Consider the following 18,878-nt stretch of genomic DNA (forward strand, 5'->3'; position numbering starts at 1 on the left):
ATCGTTACTGATCAAGGAACAATCGCCTAAATGAGAGCTGAAACAAAACTTACATAGGTAAATGTTTAGGGAAGAAGCGAATAAGTTCCAGATGTAAGATCATAGGGGCACCGAAAAAGCATCCTCGTAAGAACAAGACAATGCTCAAAATCGAATACCTAAAAACCAGCATCCGAGCAAAGGTAGAACACCTGTTTCGCATTATCAAAGTCAGTTAGGGTTCATCAAGATACGCTCAAGGGACTGATGGCGTAGGCTTAAATTCAGGCCACAAACTGTATTGACCATGATGATTAATCAAGACGGTGAACTGATTTTCAGTATTATCAAAAGGATTAACGTATTGTTCAGACATGTCTAACTCCGTTTCGGCGGTAATGAAAAAAGGTAAGAGAGTCCATCGATGATGCCACCACGCCAACATAGACGTTCATGCCCGCCATCAAAGACTCGGTATTGAAGATTGTGTCGTTGAGCAGCGAGTTGGTGGTATAGATCTAAGCTAAGATCGACCATGATGTCTTCGCCACTTCCTACTTCGATAAAAATGTTCAAACAGCAGTGACGCCCCAACCCTTGATGTATCTGTCGGCTCATGTCACTAAGAAGATGCGGTGACTCAGGTGGTACATAGTCACTAGGCGGTTTAACCAGAGAAAAATCTGGCCACCAAAATGATCCAGACTGACACACGACCGATCCAAAACGCTCAGGCCAATTCAATGCAGCGAACATAGCAGCCAAACCACCGAGACTCTGACCGACGACCACGGTTTGCTCGGGGTCTTGACTAATGGTGAAATAACCCGAAATTAAAGGGAATAGTTCTTGTATCAGTGCTTGCCAAAACAGCGGATTACAACTGAGTTCTTCACTTCGCTGGTGGCCATCCACTTCATCAATCAACACATATAGGGCTTCTGGTAATACGCCTTGCTGAGTCGCACATGACAATGCGTCGTATATCGGTAGCGATTCAGACCAAAAACGGCCATCAAGAATAAAAACGACAGGCAATGTTTTCTGCGTATCGCGTGTGGTGGAATACAGCCATACACTGCGGCTGTTATTCAGTATCCTACTCTGCCAGTTGAGGGAGAAACTCGACTTAATGGTACGGTTACCGCCATTCTGATCAAAAATTTGCCAATATATTTGCGACGGAGCATTAGGCATATGCAGCGGTGTTTTGCTCACTCCCCACAGGCAATGATCCAATCGATTTCTGCCAAGCTCATCACGACAACTCAACGGAAATAGTTTTTTTAACCATTCACGGTGCTGAGCCCTTTTCTCTTGATAACTGCCAACATAACTTGGCTGACATAGTTGATGAGGGACTGGAATAAAAGAATAACCACCGCGCCAAGTGTGCTTAATAGCAGCGATATAAAACCACACGTCCGTACCTTCTATCTGAGAAAGCTTGGCCATAGTAAAACTGTGATGGTCAGTGACACCATTAATATCAATGTACACTTCTCGGATATCTGAACCTCTCGGTTCTCGCCAAATAAAGATCACATCAGCGTATTCATCCTCAGCATTCATCACTATCGGCATCCCTTCAAACGCCATTTGTTGCCACCACCTGTTATCGCCAATATTGCAACCATCGCGAGAAAGCCATCGACAAACCTGATGAAGATTTGGGTTGCTGTGTGCATTGGGTTCTTCAAACAACATGACTATTCCTATTCATCAACCACTCTCTTATTCATAAAAAACAAGCCAGCGAAATAAATTCACACCACCAATAATTGCAAATACTAACAATTATCATTAACATAACCATCCGCAATAATCTTTTACATAAAAACGGTTACAACATCAAACATTTTCCCTATTTTTAAAGGATTTCTTAATATGAAGCTTATGGACTTAAACAGTGGCAATACCCCTCGCTATACAAGGAGTACTCTTTCTACGATGATTGGCCTGATTTGCCTAGGCAGCGCCAGTTCGGTCGTTTACGCTCAAGAACAGCAAGAAGCGAATAATGTTCGAGCCTCAGAAACGATTGTTGTTCTTGGTGAAAAGTTGGGCGGCACGCTGGCGCAGAATACCAGTTCGGTGACTATTTTTACTGCAGAAGCGGATAATGGCGAAGACCGAACTTACTACGATTTACTGGATAGAGTCCCTAACGTGCTTAACGCTCCATCAGGAATGCCACACATTCGTGGCGTTGATGGACGAGGTGGCGCTGGAGATGGATTCATCTCATTCATGACCGGAGCCACACCTCGGGTGAATACCACTGTTGATGGAGTATCTGAATCTTGGACAGGTGAGGCTTTCGGTAAGGCTGGGCTGTGGGATACAGAGCAGGTCGAAGTATACAAAGGCCCTCAATCAACGAATCAAGGGCGTAACAGTATCGGTGGTGCCGTAGTCATCAAAACCCAAGACCCCACGTTTTACACAGAAAGTAAGTTCCGAGTTGGCTACGAAAATGAGGACAACAAATACCACTTAGCTGGTGTTGTCTCTGCCCCAATCGTCGAAGATAAACTTGCCTTCCGTATTGCCGCTGAAGGGACAACGGGCAATACGCCAATCGATTATTCATTGCCAAACAATGATCAATACCCTTGGGATCCTTCAGAAATAAAGTCTCATAACGTCCGTGGTAAACTGCTATATCAACCTTTTGGAACCGATAAACTCACCGCGAAACTCACGGTCGCCAGCCGTAATGAAGAAGGCCAATATACAAACCTTGTCGATAAAGATGGTGGTAAGTTGGAATACACCGATGCCAGCGGTACTCGTCGTCAAGAAACTAAAAGCTGGAACGTTAATCTTGATGTCGGTTATCTCATCAATGAAGAACTTAAAGCCGATTTCCTACTGGCAAGGCGAGATTACTCAACCAAGTTTAAAGCCTATCCTTCAACGGATTGGTGGGGTGATGTGGACGAGGAGAATTATACTGTAGAAGCTAAACTGGCTTATAATTCTTTAGACGAAAAATATAATGCGATTTTCGGGCTCAGCAGTTATTTTAAAGATCAAAACACACAAACAGATTCACTAAAACGTCTTGATAAAGTCCAAACCCATTCCATTTACTTTGATTCCAAAATCAAGATTGCCTCTCAATGGGGACTGTTACTGGGTGCTCGCTACGAGCATGACAAGCTTGATCGTGATTTTGACCATGCAAGGTTGCCTCTCGACTTCAAAGAAAAAGAAAACAACGGTATCTTGCTACCTAAAGTTGGCTTAACTTACGAGGCCTCTGATACTTGGAACTTAGGTTTAACCGCTCGTAAAGGCTACAATGCAGGTGGTATAGGCTACAACGAAGGCCAAGAGAATCTCTTTGTATTTAAACCAGAAAAAGTCTGGACCTACGAACTCAGTTCACGTTCCACTTTCCTAGAGAACCGGCTTGGTTTAACGGCAAATATCTTTTACAACGATTACCGTAATTACCATACCGTTGTCTATGGAGACAGCGGTAGCCGATTCGATAATTACGTAGCGAATATCCCTAAAGGTAAAACTTATGGTGCTGAAGTTGAAACGACGTACTGGTTTGATTCTGGGTTAGATGTTTTTGCCTTTGTTGGCTTACTGAAAACAGAAGTCACCCAAGGGCCTAGCGGAACAACCGTCGATCTCACTGGCAAAGAGTTTAGCTATGCCCCTGACCTTTCTGCAGGCTTAGGCTTTACACAAAACTTTGACTCAGGCTTATTCTTTGGCGCAAGAGTTAACTATGTTTCAGACTATTATACTAACTTAGCCAACACTGAAAGTACTTCAGCTGGTGACTACACGGTGCTTAACGTCAATGCTGGTTACAACATAAATAACTTAACCGTTCGTGCTTATGTTAAAAATGCGACCAACGAGGATTATGTGTTACGTCACAAGAATGACCTGATCGAAGTTGGCGGACCACGCACATTCGGTATCATCGCTGACTATAAATTCTAAAAGACGCTATTGATTACCTTGCAAAACCAACACATAAACGTCCGATAATTATCGGACGTTTATTATTTAAGTGGTTGTATACCCAAACAACTTAGCATTGTAGGTAGGAAACTATGAGATGTCATATCATGTATATGACTAATTCAGCTTAGAATTAGCAGCGTAAGCTTCCAGAAAACATTGGCATATAGTGAACTGTAGTGGTACGGTGAATTAGGTCACTTAGTTGGAGTTGATATAATCAACGGCTAAGAGGAAAATACAGGTTAGCTATAGTTAACATATGAGTTAACCAAGAGCCGCTAGCAATTATTATTTAACGTATTGCAAATTGTATTTTAAGGAAACTATCTTTTGGAATATCCGATTTTCGAAGTTCATGATCAGAACTTTGATGACTTTGAAGATATGGGAACAAAGTCTAAATTCTGGTACACAGACCCTTCAGATAAGAAGCAATATCTATTCAAATCAACGCATACTGAAGATAATAATGGTGATCCTGTCATCAGATGTGGTGAAGACTGGGCGGAAAAAATATCTTGTGAGTTAGCAGAAACACTTGGAATACCTCATGCTCAATACGATTTAGCGTCACATAATGGAGAAATGGGAACACGAAGTCTCAATTTTAGTGAAAAAGGAGATAAACTCTACTTTGGTAACCATTTATTGGAAAGAGTAGAGCAAAGCCAAAAGCTGGAACCGAAAACTGGGCAAAAATCTCAAGAAGTTTCTCGAGTCGCCCTCGTGATGGAAAAAGTTGTGGTAAAGCCCCCCAGAACTTGGGAGAATACAATCTCGATAAAATCAGCTCTAGATGTATTTATCGGGTATCTGATGTTTGATTGCCTCATTTCGAATCAAGATAGGCACAACGAAAACTGGGCTTTAGTCGTCAACCATGAAGGAAAAATGACACTTGCACCAACTTTTGACCATGCAGCTAGTCTTGGGCGAAATGAATCTGATGACAATCGAAAGAGAAGACTCTACCCACAACAAGCAAACCAATCTGTAGAGCAATATGTAAAAAAGAGCAGGTCTCATTTTTATCTGAAAGGTACGCGATTGAAAACTATTGAAGCTTTTACTGAGTTCGCTAAATTATCACCCAAAGCAGCCATAGAGTGGATCGAACGATTGGAAAATCTTGAATTTAATCAAGTAAATAGTATTGTTTCACGAATACCCCACTCTGTAATTAGTGAAACTGCAAAGCAATTTTGTATTGCTATTATTGAGAGTAACAAAAAAAGAATTATCGACCTAAAGCCAAACCTAGCTTTAGCTCTAACAAGTTGAATTATAATGAAAAGTGTATTTGTTATTTGGAAAGATCTTCAAGATGGGATGTGGCATCCTGTTGCTAAACTGACTAGAACCGAAAAACTGTATCGCCTAAATTATACTCTGGGGTCAAATCACCCACGTTTTTTACCATTTCCTAGAATGCAAGACCGCTCAAAGATTTACACTTCAAGAGAATTGTTTGCGTTTTTTAGAAATAGAATTCTACCTAAGAGTCGACCAGAGTTTAAGAAAGTACTGGAGTGGTCAGACATGGATACCGAGTCATATGATGAGTTGGAACTACTAGGAATTACTGGTGGAGCTCGACAGACAGATCAATTTCGAATCATCGCGCAGCCACAACTAACGGATAAAAAAAACTATAAAATTAAGTTTTTTATCAATGGTATTAGGTATTTATCAGATAGTAGCATTGAGAGGATCTCGCGGTTAGAGAGCGGAGATGAGTTGAGATTTCATTTTGAAGACTGCAATGAACATGACTGTAATGCTGTATTTGCAAGTACTTCTGATGAAGAACAAATTAAAGTTGGCTATTGCCCTAAATACTTTAATTCAGACATTAGAACTCTAATGAAAGATCCGAACCTTAAAAACTATGTTCTAACAGTATCCAAAGTTAATATGGATGCTCCTGCTCCATATAAGTTGCTTTGTGAGTTTGTAACAACTTGGCCAGCAGGATTTTTACCTCAAATGTCTGAGGACTATTTGGCTTACAAATGCCAAGAAGAAGTTCATATACAAGACTGACAAAAGTTTCATTTAGTGCAGTTGTATATGCTTAAGCAAACCCTCTTCTTAGAGGGTTTTTTAATTATATAATATTCATCTTACGGAATGACAAATACTTCGAGAAGCCAGTTGAAATAATAACTTTATTATTGGGGGAGATTCCAACATGACCAACAATTATCACATCCGAGCCGTCGAGATCACCAACATCTTTAATCTTAAAGTTTCTAAGAAGCTGATCTTTTAACTCAGGTCTAAGAATGATACTAGGTTCAGTTCTATAGTTATCATAGTTTAACCACAAAATACAATTCTTATCTATGTCCAAATTGTTTATGGGCCCCAGAATATGTATTCCTTCCCAGTGTGCTTATCACTTTCTTCCGATATAGGCACTAAGAAGTCTGAAAGTTGACCTTTAATAATTTTGCCCCAGACCATTTATCTGACGCGATAACACGAAACCCACTCGCTAATTTGTAAAAAACTTGGGTTGTCGCCACAAAAATTTTTAGCGCCTTGCCGCCACTTCATCGCCACTCAATGAATTTATAGTAAAAAAAGAGCCGTGAAATACGACTCTTTTTATTCGGTTTTTCCGATCAATTCAAGACTTACTCACGCCCGAAAACATTGTTCTCTTGCTCCAACACGCGGATAAAAGTCGTACGCTTAGTGAGCTCGCGAAGCTCCGCCGCGCCGACATAAGTGCAAGTTGATCGCACGCCGCCGAGGATGTCTTGAATGGTGCCGTGCACACTTCCGCGGTATGGCAATAATACGGTTTTACCTTCCGCAGCGCGGTAACCTGCTACGCCGCCAGAGTGCTTCTCCATCGCGCTCTTTGACGACATGCCGTAGAACTTCATAAAGGTTTCGCCGTCTTTCACCACCAGCTCACCGCCCGCTTCTTCATGACCGGCTAACATACCGCCTAGCATGACAAAATCAGCGCCGCCGCCAAAGGCTTTCGCCACATCGCCCGGACAAGCGCAGCCACCGTCACCGATGATACGACCGCCTAAACCATGGGCAGCATCGGCACACTCAATGATCGCCGAGAGCTGAGGGTAACCCACACCCGTTTTCACCCGTGTGGTACAAACCGAACCTGGACCAATACCAACTTTAACAACATCCGCGCCAGCGAGAATCAGCTCTTCACACATATCCCCTGTCACTACGTTACCCGCTGAAATCACTTTATCAGGGAAGGCAGCACGCACTTGCTGTACGTAATCGACCAAATGCTCTGAATAGCCGTTAGCAATATCAATACAGATAAACAGCAGATCATCCGATAATGCCATAATATCTTGAGTTTTCTGGAAATCTTGCGGTGAAGTGCCGGTAGAAACCATCACCTTATTTAAGGTTTCACCATTCGCTGTTTGCACAAAGTCAGCCCAATCTTGCACTGTGTAGTGCTTATGAATCGCGGTCATGACCCCATGTTCAGCGAGAGCTTTCGCCATCGCGAAACTGCCTACCGAGTCCATGTTGGCGGCAATCACAGGCACGCCAGACCATTGACGGCCACTATGCTTGAAGGTAAAATCGCGGGTTAAGTTAACTTGAGAACGACTTTTGAGAGTAGAACGTTTCGGGCGAAACAGGACATCTTTAAAACCTAACTTAAGTTCTTGTTCGATACGCATGGTTATTTCCTTAGTTAATTCACTGTTTGTGCCTTAGCGCAAGGGTGCGGCATACCCAAGTTGGCAGACCTGAGTATGTTTCGGACACAAAAAAACCGGAGCGTTGGCAGACGCTCCGGTTTTCAGCATTATAGGGCGTGATTTCTTTCCGGCAAGTCTGATATTTCACTTTTTTTTGTGTTACGCTAGCGAAGATTTCATATCCTTTATCTAACGACACCCTCTCTCACGCAAACAAAGTTCATTAATCACGTTAAATCAACAAGTTAACACTAACTCTTCTGAATGTATTTTATTTAACGCTTTGGGCAACAAAACCCACTTGCGGCGTTTTATGTCTGATCTTTAGTAAAAGTGTGATGGCAGACCTCGTTTGCAAACGGTTGCGACAACGGTTTCTTGAGATGAATGTGACTGAAACACTGGCTGAACCACTCTATCCCAGAGAAAAAATGGGGTTTATTTTTATTACGATTAGGTTTATACCGAGAACAATGATACTCATTAGTGCGTACTATTTTGACTCGCCTGATCTTATTTGAGGAGACAGCACCATGATCAATGTCGCTTTTTTTAGCGCGAAAAACTACGATGAACTCTCTTTCAACCGATTTATTGACCCTCAGCAGCTCACCTTTCATTTTCATGATTTCCGTTTAACCCAAAAGACCGCACAAATGGCTAAAGATTGCCGAGTTGTTTGCGCTTTTGTAAATGATGAATTGGATGCAGAAGTGCTGCAAACACTTTATCAAGGTGGCACTCGTTTAATTGCCATGCGCTGCGCCGGTTTTGATAAAGTTGATTTGGCAGCAGCGAAACAATTAGGTTTACAGGTAGTGCGGGTCCCTGCCTATTCACCGGAAGCCGTGGCTGAGCATACCGTGGGCTTAATGATGTGCCTTAACCGTCGTTTTCATAAAGCCTACCAACGTACTCGTGAAGCCAACTTCTCTTTAGAAGGTTTAGTCGGCTTTAACTTTTATGGTAAAACCGTTGGAGTGATCGGTACGGGGAAAATTGGGGTTGCCACCATGCGGATTTTAAAAGGACTTGGCATGACGGTGCTTTGCTACGACCCTTATCAAAATCCAGCGGCGCTTGAATTAGGGGCAAAATACGTTGAGCTGCCTGAGCTATACGCCAATAGTGATGTGATCACGTTGCACTGCCCCATGTCGAAAGAAAATTATCATCTGCTCAATGAGCAAGCGTTTGATCAGATGAAAGACAAAATGATGATCATCAACACCAGTCGTGGAGAACTGCTTGATTCTGCGGCGGCGATTGAAGCGTTGAAACGTGGTCGTATAGGCTCATTAGGCTTAGATGTGTATGACAATGAGAAAGATCTGTTCTTCCAAGACAAGTCTAATGATGTGATTGTTGATGATGTGTTCCGCCGTCTATCATCATGCCACAATGTACTCTTTACCGGACACCAAGCTTTCTTGACCGAAGATGCGTTAAATAACATCGCGCAAACCACGTTAAATAATATTCTAGTATTTAGCCAAGGTAAGCTATCCGGCAATGAGTTGATCAACGATTAACTAAACGGCGTAAATGGGGAATGAGATCGCTCGCGATGAGCCCTCTTTCGCCATGCTCATGGGCGTTTTGGTCCGCCGCTTGACTGTGGATCAAAACCCCTACTTTAGCCGCATCAAACAAAGAGAGTCCTTGCGCAAGTAGGGAAGCTATCACCCCAGTCAACACATCCCCCATTCCACCACTCGCCATGCCGGGATTACCCGCCAAGCATACATATAGGCTTTCGCCATCATAGACTAAGGTACCAGCGCCTTTTAATACCACTACGCCGCCGTATTTTTGCTGTAAGGCGCGTGCGGCCTGAAAGCGATCGGTCTCGATAGTTTCAACATCGGTCGCGAGCATTCTTGCGGCCTCTGCCGGGTGAGGCGTGATAATTCGCTGCTGATCGAAACAGGCGGATTGAGCAAGAAAAAACAACGCATCCGCATCCATTATTTTCGGCTTATTGAGGCTTTGAACTTCTCTGATGAGCTGTTGCGCTTTTTCATCTCGTCCTAAACCAGGACCAATGGCAACCACGCTGCACCATGCTAAACGTTGTTCAAGCAAACTGGGATCCGACCAACTGGCGACCATCACCTCAGGGCAACTGACCAACATCGCTGTGGTATTTCCGGGGTGAACCAAGGCTGCGTTCAGACCACTTCCCGTTCGCACACATGCCTGCACCGCTAAAATGGCGGCGCCACCCATACCACTATTACCACCAATAAAGAGCGCCTTACCATGCAAACCTTTATGAGCAGTCCTTGATCTGGGCTGTAAGTAACGTTGAGGTGACTTGACATCGATCGCTTTCAGCGTAGGGCTATTTTGCGCATTAAAAGCTTCTTCGATGCCTAACCCTGCAAAATGCAGATGGCCAACATAATCCCTCGCTTTGCCTGTCACTAAACCTTGTTTTAAGCCGACAAAACTCACCGTATGCTGCGCATAAATAGCACAACCAAGCGCACATCCTGTCAAAGCGCATAACCCCGATGGCACATCAATCGCAACGACAGGGGCTGAATGGTCATTAATCGTCTCGATCACCGCTTGCAATTTAGGACGAACGGCTCCCTTAATACCAATGCCTAGTAATCCATCAATAATCACATCGATATGATCTGGAATAGTATCGCTACAAGGAAAAACTTCTCCGCCACTATCTAACCAGTGATAATAAGCTTTTCGCGCATCATCACGTAAACATTCAGGATCGCCGAACTGCCATACCGTGACTTGAATACCCACCGATTGAGCCAGTCGTGCAACAATATAACCATCGCCACCATTATTGCCGCTGCCACAACACACTAACCAGTGATGAGAAGCCGGATACTGAGCTAAAGCAATGGTAAATACCGCTTGGCCAGCACGCTCCATCAACCGAAACATTTCTAAACCTTGCGCCTTAGCGGCTAACTGTTCACCTTGTTTGACTTGCTGTGGGGTATAAAAAAGTCTGGGCAAAGGCATGATAATTTTCCTACAACACTAGATAAGACACATCGCGTTAACTTACTGTCGAGATTGTAAAGAGGCCAACGCCTCGGTGGTCGCATCTTGAATAGACAGAAAAAGAGAATTGATTTTTCCTGTCGGCGTACGCATCGGGTTAAGAGTGATATTTTGGTACATAAAATCCGCTTGTTGGGTAATGGGCCGGACATTACGACACTTGAAGAGATAAGGGCGCTGCTGCCAAGTGATGAAACTGCGACAGCCTAAATCATAAACGGGCTTGGTTTTTAATTTAAACCAGTCTGACGGGATTTCAGGAAAAATAGTAAAGATAGATTTGCCAATCACATCATGACCATGCTTACCACTGTGATGGGTCATAAACCCATTCCATACCTGTACTTCGTAGTCTCGATTTAAGACGATTAATCCCATATCAACGTTCTGGACCATGTCCACCATCCAGTGGAATTGCTCAAATTCAGCAGGGAGAGAAAGCATTAAAAATCCTCCATTAGATAAGCCAGTTTATTATCGAGCAACGGCAACGACTCATCGACAAACATAAACAGCAGATCACAACGAATTGAGGTGCCTTCAATATTATAGCTGACCTCAAAAGTCATGGTTTTGGTAAATGAACCTGCGGTTGATTGAATCACCGAGTCTATCGAAATATGTTGACCAAGTAAGACGGGCGAGCTTTGAAAAAAGCGCACTTCCGATTGTTGACCGAGCCCATTAAGAAATGAGCCGACCAAAATATTCGAAACGTCCATTAATAATTCAAGCTCTTCCAACTCTTCGCTGTCCACTGGGACTTTCATTAATTTTTTTAAATCCGCGACACTGGAGTCACTGAGTAACACTAAAGCCTCTCCAGCAATCCCTTCACCACTAAAGCCCTGACAAACACCAGAAACCTGAACATTATCGGCCAGATCACGCAAAGCCATATGCAGTTCACTGACTTCTAAGATATTGATATTAGGTAAAGGTAACTCAACAAACACATCAAAATGCCGTGCCAACGCGTCGGCCGCTTGACCAATCGATACGTTAGCCACTTCCATGTAAACATCACGACGCCGTAAGATAGGCAGATCAATTGAAACTGGCGTGACAATACGCGGCTGCGTCGGCGGCTCAACCAGCTCACGCAGAACATCGTTTAAGATCGTTTTATCAATAGGTTTTTGAATAAATGCGCGAGCACCGAGCGCCATCACTCGCTCTTTGGCTTTGGGTTGGATATCACCAGAGACCACCACCACGGGAGTCTGATCACCACGCGCTCGCATCGCTTCAAGCGTTTCAAAACCATCTAACTCTGGCATGGTTAAATCTAAGAACATTAACTTAAACGAGTGCTTATCAAGCTGCTCCAATGCATCAACACCATGTACAGCAAAGGTGATGTCTGCATTCAACGAAGCGGGTAAAGAACGAGCCATTTGTTTTCGGGCTAATGCAGAATCATCGCAGATCAACACTGGGTAAGACATACCACCACCTATTGTTAGCTTTTATTAATTAAAAGTGTATACCCAAATCGAATCAGCGTACTAGGTTATCGTGATTTAATTATTGATAAATGGCACTTTTTAAAAACCATTTGATGACGTTACTCGATACGGTTAAGTCATATAGCCAAGCTATCCGTAAGCTTAACATCACGATTTAGTCATTGGCGAAGGAGCGGCCCGTTGACGGGAGCGAAGATAAAAGCCTAATGACGTCGCCGCGATAGAGAAAATTAAATACGAGAGTGCAAAGATCGCAGGAGAAGTCATCCAACCCATCGCCATCCCCCAAACGACACCAATAATGGTGATCGCAAACTTAAATAGTAAACCGCAAAAAAGCAGCAGTAATCCTTGTTCGGGAAATCGTGCGCGACTAAACGCCAAACCATAACACCCGGCGACGGCCGTGATAGCAGTAAGAGAACCAAGTAATAACGAAGGAAAGTGCTCGGCGGAGGCGAGAATAGCGACGAATAAAGAGACCGCAGCAATGATTAATATTTTCATCGTGGCCTACCTTAGTGAAAGGAGGAAATATGCCGCTAAAATGAGGCCGTTCTACTCACCTCGACCCACACCTCATATTAACGCTTTATTATGTACGCCTTTGCATAATAAAAGACAAGGTTGATCATTGAACTCTTGAGGTTAGCTCACAGAGCCATTTTCGCGCTATAGCGATAACAAGCCTTTCTTTAACAAGTAATAAACGCTCAAAGATTCCTCCATACTGGAGCTAAAAGTGAACTGAGTACATGATCAATTACACAGAAATGACACCTAGAGCAAAAAATAATTAAAACTCTTGCAATTCATCGCAAGTTCCAATTGACAACGATACAGATTGATCTAGACTCACTGACAGCTAGAAATGAAGTTCGTTGTATACACATTGTTTCGTTGGATTCCTTGTAACTCCCGTCGTGTCGTACGCAATAGCAAGCTACTTTTCCATGCTATCCGTGCCGAATTCGGCCTATATACAAAATGTTTTTTAGGATTTTTACTATGTCTACTCCTGTTACTGGTACCGTTAAATGGTTCAACGAAACTAAAGGTTTCGGCTTCATTAAACAAGAAAACGGTCCTGACGTTTTTGCTCATTTCAGTGCTATCCAAAGTGAAGGTTTCCGCACTTTGGCTGAAGGCCAAAAAGTTGAGTTTGTGATCACACAAGGTCAAAAAGGCCCTCAAGCTGAAAGCATCAAAGTCCTGTAATAGACGAACCTAATACTTAATAGCCAGCTTCTTAGCTGGCTATTTTCATTTTATATTCTCATATCTTAACGATTCAGCTCGGCATGAGGGCCAAACACTTCATAATGAATCCGTTCCGCATCAACGCCTAAACTCATCAACTGTTTGACTATATTTTCCATAAAACCAAGTGGACCACAGAGATAATAATCCCCGTCATCAATTGGCAAAGTGACGGCTGATAAATCCATTTGACCAGTATGCGTATTAGCGCCTTCACCACGTAAATACCAAACCTGCTGTTGCCATTCTTTGCCTGAGGTTTGCTGGGCTGCGATGAGTGTCGCCGTTTCTTCTAAAAAGGTGTGTTGTTGTCGATCATGACAAGCGTATAAATAATGAACCCGATTTTTATCCTGCTCGGCAAGAGTCTGTAACATCGCTTGCATCGGAGTAACACCGACGCCAGCAGAAATAAGTACCACTGGACGCTGACGCTCAACGTAGTAAAAATCACCCGCTGGCGCATATAGAGCAACCGAGTCGCCAACTTGAACGTTATCGTGCAAATAGTGCGAGACTACCCCTGCGTTTTGATTGTCCGCTCCTTCACGCTTAACCGATATCCGGTAATACTCGCCGTTTGTCGCGTGAGATAACGAATATTGGCGGATTTCTTGATATCGATGCCCCGCAGGTTTCACTTCTAATCCTATATACTGACCTGCTTGATGAGCAAGTACTGGTAAACCATCTTTGGGTTTTAGGATAAAACTGGTCACCAATAATGATTCTGGACGCTTGTCTGCGACAATAAACTCGCGCGCATTAGACCAACCGCCGATCGCTTGTTTACGCTGTAAATAGAGCTCACCTTCTCGATCAATAAAAATTTGTGCTAAGAAGAGATAGGCTTCTGTCCATGCTTGTTCTACTTCGCTCGTAAAAGCCTCAGGTGCTAACTCTCGTAATGTTTCAATCAAATGATGACCGACGATTTGATAATGATCCGGTTGGATATTAAAGCTAGTATGTTTATGAGCGATACGTTCAACAGCGCTAGTGAGAGCCGCTAAGTTATCGATATTTTTAGCGTAAGCAGCGACAGCACTAAATAGAGCAACACTTTGACGACCTGTTTTTTGATGGGTCATATTAAAAATATCTTTTAATTCAGGGTTATGAGTAAACATACGCTGATAAAAATGAGCCGTAAGTGCGGGTCCTGCAGACTCTAGTAAAGGAATCGTACTTTTAATGATTGCGATAGTATGGTTGTTGAGCATAAATCGACGTCTCCTGATATAAGATAATTGAAAATAAACTGACTTCCACTATCCCATTGCAGGTTCAATGCCAAAAATTAACTTATTGTTATTAAAAGATAATTACACAGACATCTATAAAATCATGTCAAATTAACTTCTTTTAAATTGGTCATTTTGACTCTATCATGTCCAAAAGGAGCGATGACCATGCAAGATTTTTCTGTTTCCACCGTAGTAGACATGACGATTGGCTTAGCCAGCGGTATTAACGATCAAGATCGTTTTCATCGCTTATTGGATGCGATTCGCAAGACCATTCAATGTGACTGTGTGGTGTTGATGTCACGGCAAAATGACACCCTTATTCCACTAGCGATGCAAGGCTTAACCAGAGATACACTGGGGCGGCGTTTTATCATCTCAGAGCACCCGAGACTGGATATTATTTGCCAATCGAGCTCTCCAGTGCGATTCGGAGCCGACTGCCCACTCCCCGATCCTTTTGATGGTTTACTGATGGAGCATGACGATGATCTGCCGATTCACGCTTGTATGGGTCTACCTTTGCTCTTTGGCGATGTGTTATTAGGCGTTCTGACCCTCGATAGCCTCACCCCCAACGCTTTTAATAACATACCCATGCGCAGTCTAGAGGCTTTAGCGGCGATCGCGGCCTCAACATTGAAATTAGCATTGACTCTCTCACAACTGGAAGCTCAGGCTAAATATAGCCAGCAGCGTCTAGAAGCCCTCAACGAAGACGTCTGGCAACGAGAAAAAGGGGACATCATTGGCAATAGTGATGCTATACGGATCATGATGTCGGATATCCACGTTGTCGCTCCCTCCGATCTCACCATTATGATTCATGGTGAAACAGGAGTCGGAAAAGAGTTGGTTGCGCGTACCATTCACCAGCTATCTGCTCGCAAACACCAACCTATGGTCTATGTGAACTGTGCGGCTATCCCTGAAAATTTAGTCGAAAGTGAGCTATTTGGGCATGTAAAAGGCGCTTTTACCGGCGCTGAACGTCATCGAATGGGGAAATTTGCTTTAGCCGATGAGGGAACGTTATTTTTAGATGAGATTGGCGAATTGCCTTTATTAGCGCAAAGTAAATTACTGCGTGTATTACAAAACAATGAGATTCAACCTGTCGGTCAAGATACGGTACAAACCGTCAATGTTCGTATTCTCGCCGCAACGAATCGGGATTTAAAACAAGAGGTTCAAGCCGGCCGTTTTCGAGCCGATCTTTACCATCGATTAAGTGTTTACCCAATTTGGGTCCCCCCACTTCGTGAGCGCACCGGTGATATTGCCTTATTAGTCGGGTACTTTCTGGAACAAACCCGGCGTAAACTCGGTATCGTGCAATTAAAAATCGCCGCCCCAGCGCTCAGTTACCTGATCCATTATTCATGGCCTGGCAATGTTCGAGAGTTAGAGCATGTTATTAATCGTTCCGCACTCAAAGCTCGCGCTCTAAAGCCTAACCAATCCTTAGTGACCATTGATTTAATGGAAATAGGAACTCTCGATGAATCTTTAATCGCGACTCATCCTCCACAAGCTTGTGCCGAGCAAGCTGTCAGGGCGTCAGATCAGGAATCATTGGGCTTACGCACTGCAACCGATGCGTTTCAACGTCAATTGATCTGTCAAACGTTGGAGGAAGCAGAATACAACTGGGCTCAAGCGGCACGAAGACTCGATGTGGATCGTGCCAACTTAACTCGTCTTGCCAAACGACTCGGCATACAACTGCACAGAAACCACAGTATTGAATAACTTGACGCGTTAACTCTCAGTCTCTTGGGCGGGTTCTTGCGCTACGGCTGGCTCAGGTGGAAAAGCTTTTTCATACGCCTCCATAAAATCTCGGCGGATCAATTGCTCTAATTGGTTCGCTTTATCGGTTGGGCAAAAGATCATAAAGTGCACCACTTGCTCGCCCGCCCCTGCACTGGAAATTTCAATGTGCGGCTCAGCACTGGGTAAATCAACGCCAGCATGTTTCTCAATCATATTGTTATAACGCCGAGCGACATCAATAAAATGAGCAAAATGCGTTTCCATTCGCTGATACATGATCGGTAACAAGGGATACAAATTGACGAATCGGGGCACAATAATGGTGAAGTTATGGAAGACATAACGCTTCATAAAGTTTAAATTTTTCACTGGGTAAGTAAAAAACATACTGTTAGGTAGCGTCGCCGTTTTGCCTGTGTAATGGTATTGACCATGCTGCAAATCAATCTCTTGAATGACGGTCGCCATCATGTTGTGCTCAATCACTTCACCACACAGTTTGCCCACTTCTATCCAATCCCCCATACGAAATGAGCGAGAGCTGGCGCGTTGAATTGAACCGGTGAAGCAGAGAATGATCTCTTTTGAAGCCACCACAATCGCAATGGCAATCGCGGTTACCGATAGTGCAAACTGACTGATCTCTGATTTCCAGAGTAAAAATAAAATTAAAATCGTGGCAACAAAAGCACCATTTTTGGTCCGTGACATCCATTTACGTTGCTCTTCGGTCAAAAAAGAGACTTCACCACGAATTTGCGATAGCACTAACCGTTTTAGTGCCATGATCAAGAAAATAATAAGTAGCGTTAATATCAACTTATTTTCTTGTAAAAACGCAATGGCGACGTAGAGATGTTGCATGGTAAAAATTCCTAATCCATTATCTTTTTTATTGAGTGTTTTATACCGTATTGATGGTCTTATGCCTACATGAAGTTGCTTAGGCACCCAAAAACCATAAAAAAACGCTAAAGCGATCCCTTAGCGTTGATTGACAACAAACCTTTATGCGTAACGCTGTGCGGTTTTTTCTGCTAATTTCACAATCACTTGAACCGCTTTCTCCATTCCCTCAATAGTAATAAACTCATGAATACCATGAAAGTTATAGCCGCCAGTAAAAAGGTTCGGGCAAGGTAATCCCATAAAAGATAAACGCGCACCATCTGTTCCACCACGGATAGGCTTAATGATTGGCGAGATACCACACTCAAGCATCGCGGATTGGGCTAATTCAATGATATGTGGGTGCGCCATCACTTGCTCTTTCATATTCGCATACTGATCCGTTATGACTAATTCAATATGGCCTTTAGCCAAACGTTGATTAAGCCGTTGTACTTGTTGCTGCATAAATGCTTTACGATCGGCAAAACCTTGACGTGAAAAATCACGAATTAAGTAATCTAACTGTGATAATGCAACGCTCATCTTAGCGGATTTAAGATGATAAAAACCTTGATAGCCATCGGTATGCTCTGGTGTCTCTTGCATCGGCATCATGGCAATGAAGTCACTGGCGAGATACATCGAATTCACCATCTTATTCTTCGCCGTTCCAGGATGAACATTAACACCGTGGCAAATAACCTGAGCGGTGGCTGCATAGAAGTTTTCAAACTCCAGCTCCCCGACAGGACCACCATCAACGGTGTAGGCCCACTCTGCTGCGAACTTTTGCCGATTAAAATGATCAGAACCACGACCAATTTCTTCATCGGGAGTAAATGCGATGTAAATATCACCGTGAGGAATGGAAGGATCGGCAATCAGCATCTCAATGGCGGTAATGATTTCGGCAATGCCTGCCTTATTATCAGCGCCGAGCAAGGTATGGCCATCGGTAGTGATTAAGTGCTCACCGTGAAGTTGATGCAGCTCTGGATATTGAATCGGTGAGAGAATTTCATCGCCTTTACCAAGAGCAATGTCTCCCCCTTGATAATGTTCGACAATTTGCGGTTTGACGTGTTTACCTGAAGCGTCTGGTGCCGTATCTAAATGAGCGATAAACCCGATCGCAGGAACCGTATAGTGAACATTAGAGGGCAAGCAGGCCATTACATAGCCGTATTCATCCACACTCGCCTCACTCAATCCGATTTGCTGTAATTCTTCAACAAGGTGCCGCGCAAAAACCATTTGCCCACTGGAGCTGGGCGTGTGCGTATTTTTCGGCTTAGATTGGGTATCATAAGTCACATAGCGTAAAAAACGATCAACAAGATTCTGCATAGTAAATACTCACTATTCGGCAAGGCAATTAAAAACGTATACAACATCAAAGCCCATCTTCGCCCAATAGACGGAGACGATGTGGCTTGATACGCTACTGATTACTTTTGATAGTACGTCTTTGCTAATAAGATAACTTGCTATAAATCAGTTTTTAGTGGATTAGTCACAGG

General features: G+C 43.4%; 16 protein-coding genes and 1 pseudogene. 7 read left to right on the forward strand and 10 right to left on the reverse strand.

Annotated features, from left to right (window positions below; all coding sequences use genetic code 11):
• Nucleotides 1-107: 107 nt before the first annotated feature.
• Nucleotides 108-235: pseudogene (locus CAG58_RS06675) on the forward strand (IS5/IS1182 family transposase); the annotation flags it as partial.
• On the opposite strand, the gene CAG58_RS17150 reads toward CAG58_RS06675, so the two are convergent.
• Together CAG58_RS17150 and fes are read right to left on the reverse strand one after the other, a co-directional pair.
• Entirely contained in the window at nucleotides 236-355 is a 120-nt protein-coding gene (locus CAG58_RS17150; RefSeq protein WP_158145169.1) for an MbtH family NRPS accessory protein, read from the reverse strand.
• A 2-nt stretch (nucleotides 356-357) separates the two neighbouring features.
• Nucleotides 358-1,686: an enterochelin esterase gene (fes, locus tag CAG58_RS06685; protein WP_161426294.1), complete on the reverse strand. Its 1,329-nt coding sequence runs from the start codon at nucleotides 1,684-1,686 to the stop codon at nucleotides 358-360.
• A 180-nt stretch (nucleotides 1,687-1,866) separates the two neighbouring features.
• Between fes and CAG58_RS06690 the strand changes: the two genes are divergently transcribed.
• The 3 genes from CAG58_RS06690 to CAG58_RS06700 all read left to right on the forward strand — a co-directional run bounded on the left by CAG58_RS06690 (nucleotide 1,867) and on the right by CAG58_RS06700 (nucleotide 6,015).
• Nucleotides 1,867-3,948 (forward strand): TonB-dependent receptor, encoded by a 2,082-nt coding sequence (locus tag CAG58_RS06690; RefSeq protein ID WP_161426293.1) that lies wholly within the window; start codon nucleotides 1,867-1,869, stop codon nucleotides 3,946-3,948.
• Nucleotides 3,949-4,302: 354 nt separating this feature from the next.
• Nucleotides 4,303-5,253, forward strand: coding sequence for a HipA domain-containing protein (locus CAG58_RS06695; RefSeq protein ID WP_161429802.1), 951 nt, complete (start codon nucleotides 4,303-4,305; stop codon nucleotides 5,251-5,253).
• A gap of 6 nt (nucleotides 5,254-5,259) precedes the next feature.
• A complete protein-coding gene (locus tag CAG58_RS06700) occupies nucleotides 5,260-6,015 on the forward strand; it encodes an HIRAN domain-containing protein (RefSeq protein WP_161439717.1) in 756 nt (251 codons plus the stop codon).
• A gap of 596 nt (nucleotides 6,016-6,611) precedes the next feature.
• On the opposite strand, the gene CAG58_RS06705 is transcribed toward CAG58_RS06700, so the two are convergent.
• Nucleotides 6,612-7,655: a GMP reductase gene (locus CAG58_RS06705; RefSeq protein ID WP_161429826.1), complete on the reverse strand. Its 1,044-nt coding sequence runs from the start codon at nucleotides 7,653-7,655 to the stop codon at nucleotides 6,612-6,614.
• A gap of 554 nt (nucleotides 7,656-8,209) precedes the next feature.
• Here CAG58_RS06705 and CAG58_RS06710 point away from each other — a divergent pair.
• Complete coding sequence (locus tag CAG58_RS06710) at nucleotides 8,210-9,208, forward strand: 2-hydroxyacid dehydrogenase (protein ID WP_161425066.1); 999 nt, start codon at nucleotides 8,210-8,212, stop codon at nucleotides 9,206-9,208.
• On the opposite strand, the gene CAG58_RS06715 is transcribed toward CAG58_RS06710, so the two are convergent.
• From CAG58_RS06715 to CAG58_RS06730, 4 genes are all read right to left on the reverse strand, one after another.
• Nucleotides 9,198-10,673 (reverse strand): NAD(P)H-hydrate dehydratase, encoded by a 1,476-nt coding sequence (locus CAG58_RS06715; protein WP_161425067.1) that lies wholly within the window; start codon nucleotides 10,671-10,673, stop codon nucleotides 9,198-9,200. The genes CAG58_RS06710 and CAG58_RS06715 overlap by 11 nt on opposite strands.
• Nucleotides 10,674-10,715: 42 nt before the next feature.
• A complete protein-coding gene (locus CAG58_RS06720; protein ID WP_040905259.1) occupies nucleotides 10,716-11,159 on the reverse strand; it encodes a diguanylate cyclase in 444 nt (147 codons plus the stop codon).
• Nucleotides 11,159-12,163 carry a response regulator gene (locus tag CAG58_RS06725; protein ID WP_154170880.1) on the reverse strand — a complete coding sequence of 335 codons (1,005 nt, stop codon included), beginning with the start codon at nucleotides 12,161-12,163 and terminating at the stop codon, nucleotides 11,159-11,161. Before CAG58_RS06725 ends, CAG58_RS06720 begins: the two co-directional genes overlap by 1 nt.
• Before the next feature lie 168 nt (nucleotides 12,164-12,331).
• On the reverse strand, nucleotides 12,332-12,691 hold the full coding sequence (locus CAG58_RS06730; RefSeq protein ID WP_154170879.1) for an NADH:ubiquinone oxidoreductase: 360 nt from the start codon (nucleotides 12,689-12,691) through the stop codon (nucleotides 12,332-12,334).
• 501 nt (nucleotides 12,692-13,192) lie between these two features.
• On the opposite strand from CAG58_RS06730, the gene CAG58_RS06735 reads away from it, so the two are divergent.
• Entirely contained in the window at nucleotides 13,193-13,402 is a 210-nt protein-coding gene (locus CAG58_RS06735) for a cold-shock protein (RefSeq protein ID WP_004396923.1), read from the forward strand.
• Nucleotides 13,403-13,467: 65 nt separating this feature from the next.
• Here the strand turns inward: CAG58_RS06735 and hmpA are convergent, their stop codons facing one another.
• Complete coding sequence (gene hmpA, locus CAG58_RS06740) at nucleotides 13,468-14,667, reverse strand: NO-inducible flavohemoprotein (RefSeq protein WP_161439718.1); 1,200 nt, start codon at nucleotides 14,665-14,667, stop codon at nucleotides 13,468-13,470.
• Nucleotides 14,668-14,856: 189 nt separating this feature from the next.
• On the opposite strand from hmpA, the gene norR reads away from it, so the two are divergent.
• On the forward strand, nucleotides 14,857-16,443 hold the full coding sequence (gene norR, locus CAG58_RS06745) for a nitric oxide reductase transcriptional regulator NorR (RefSeq protein ID WP_161425919.1): 1,587 nt from the start codon (nucleotides 14,857-14,859) through the stop codon (nucleotides 16,441-16,443).
• Between the two features lie 9 nt (nucleotides 16,444-16,452).
• Here the strand turns inward: norR and CAG58_RS06750 are convergent, their stop codons facing one another.
• A complete protein-coding gene (locus CAG58_RS06750) occupies nucleotides 16,453-17,331 on the reverse strand; it encodes a mechanosensitive ion channel family protein (protein WP_161429828.1) in 879 nt (292 codons plus the stop codon).
• A gap of 144 nt (nucleotides 17,332-17,475) precedes the next feature.
• Entirely contained in the window at nucleotides 17,476-18,705 is a 1,230-nt protein-coding gene (gene pepT, locus CAG58_RS06755) for a peptidase T (protein WP_161425673.1), read from the reverse strand.
• Between the last annotated feature and the right edge of the window lie 173 nt (nucleotides 18,706-18,878).

The sequence above is a fragment of the Vibrio sp. V31_P5A7T61 genome (assembly GCF_009904895.1).
GTDB classification, from domain to species: Bacteria; Pseudomonadota; Gammaproteobacteria; order Enterobacterales; family Vibrionaceae; genus Vibrio; species Vibrio metschnikovii.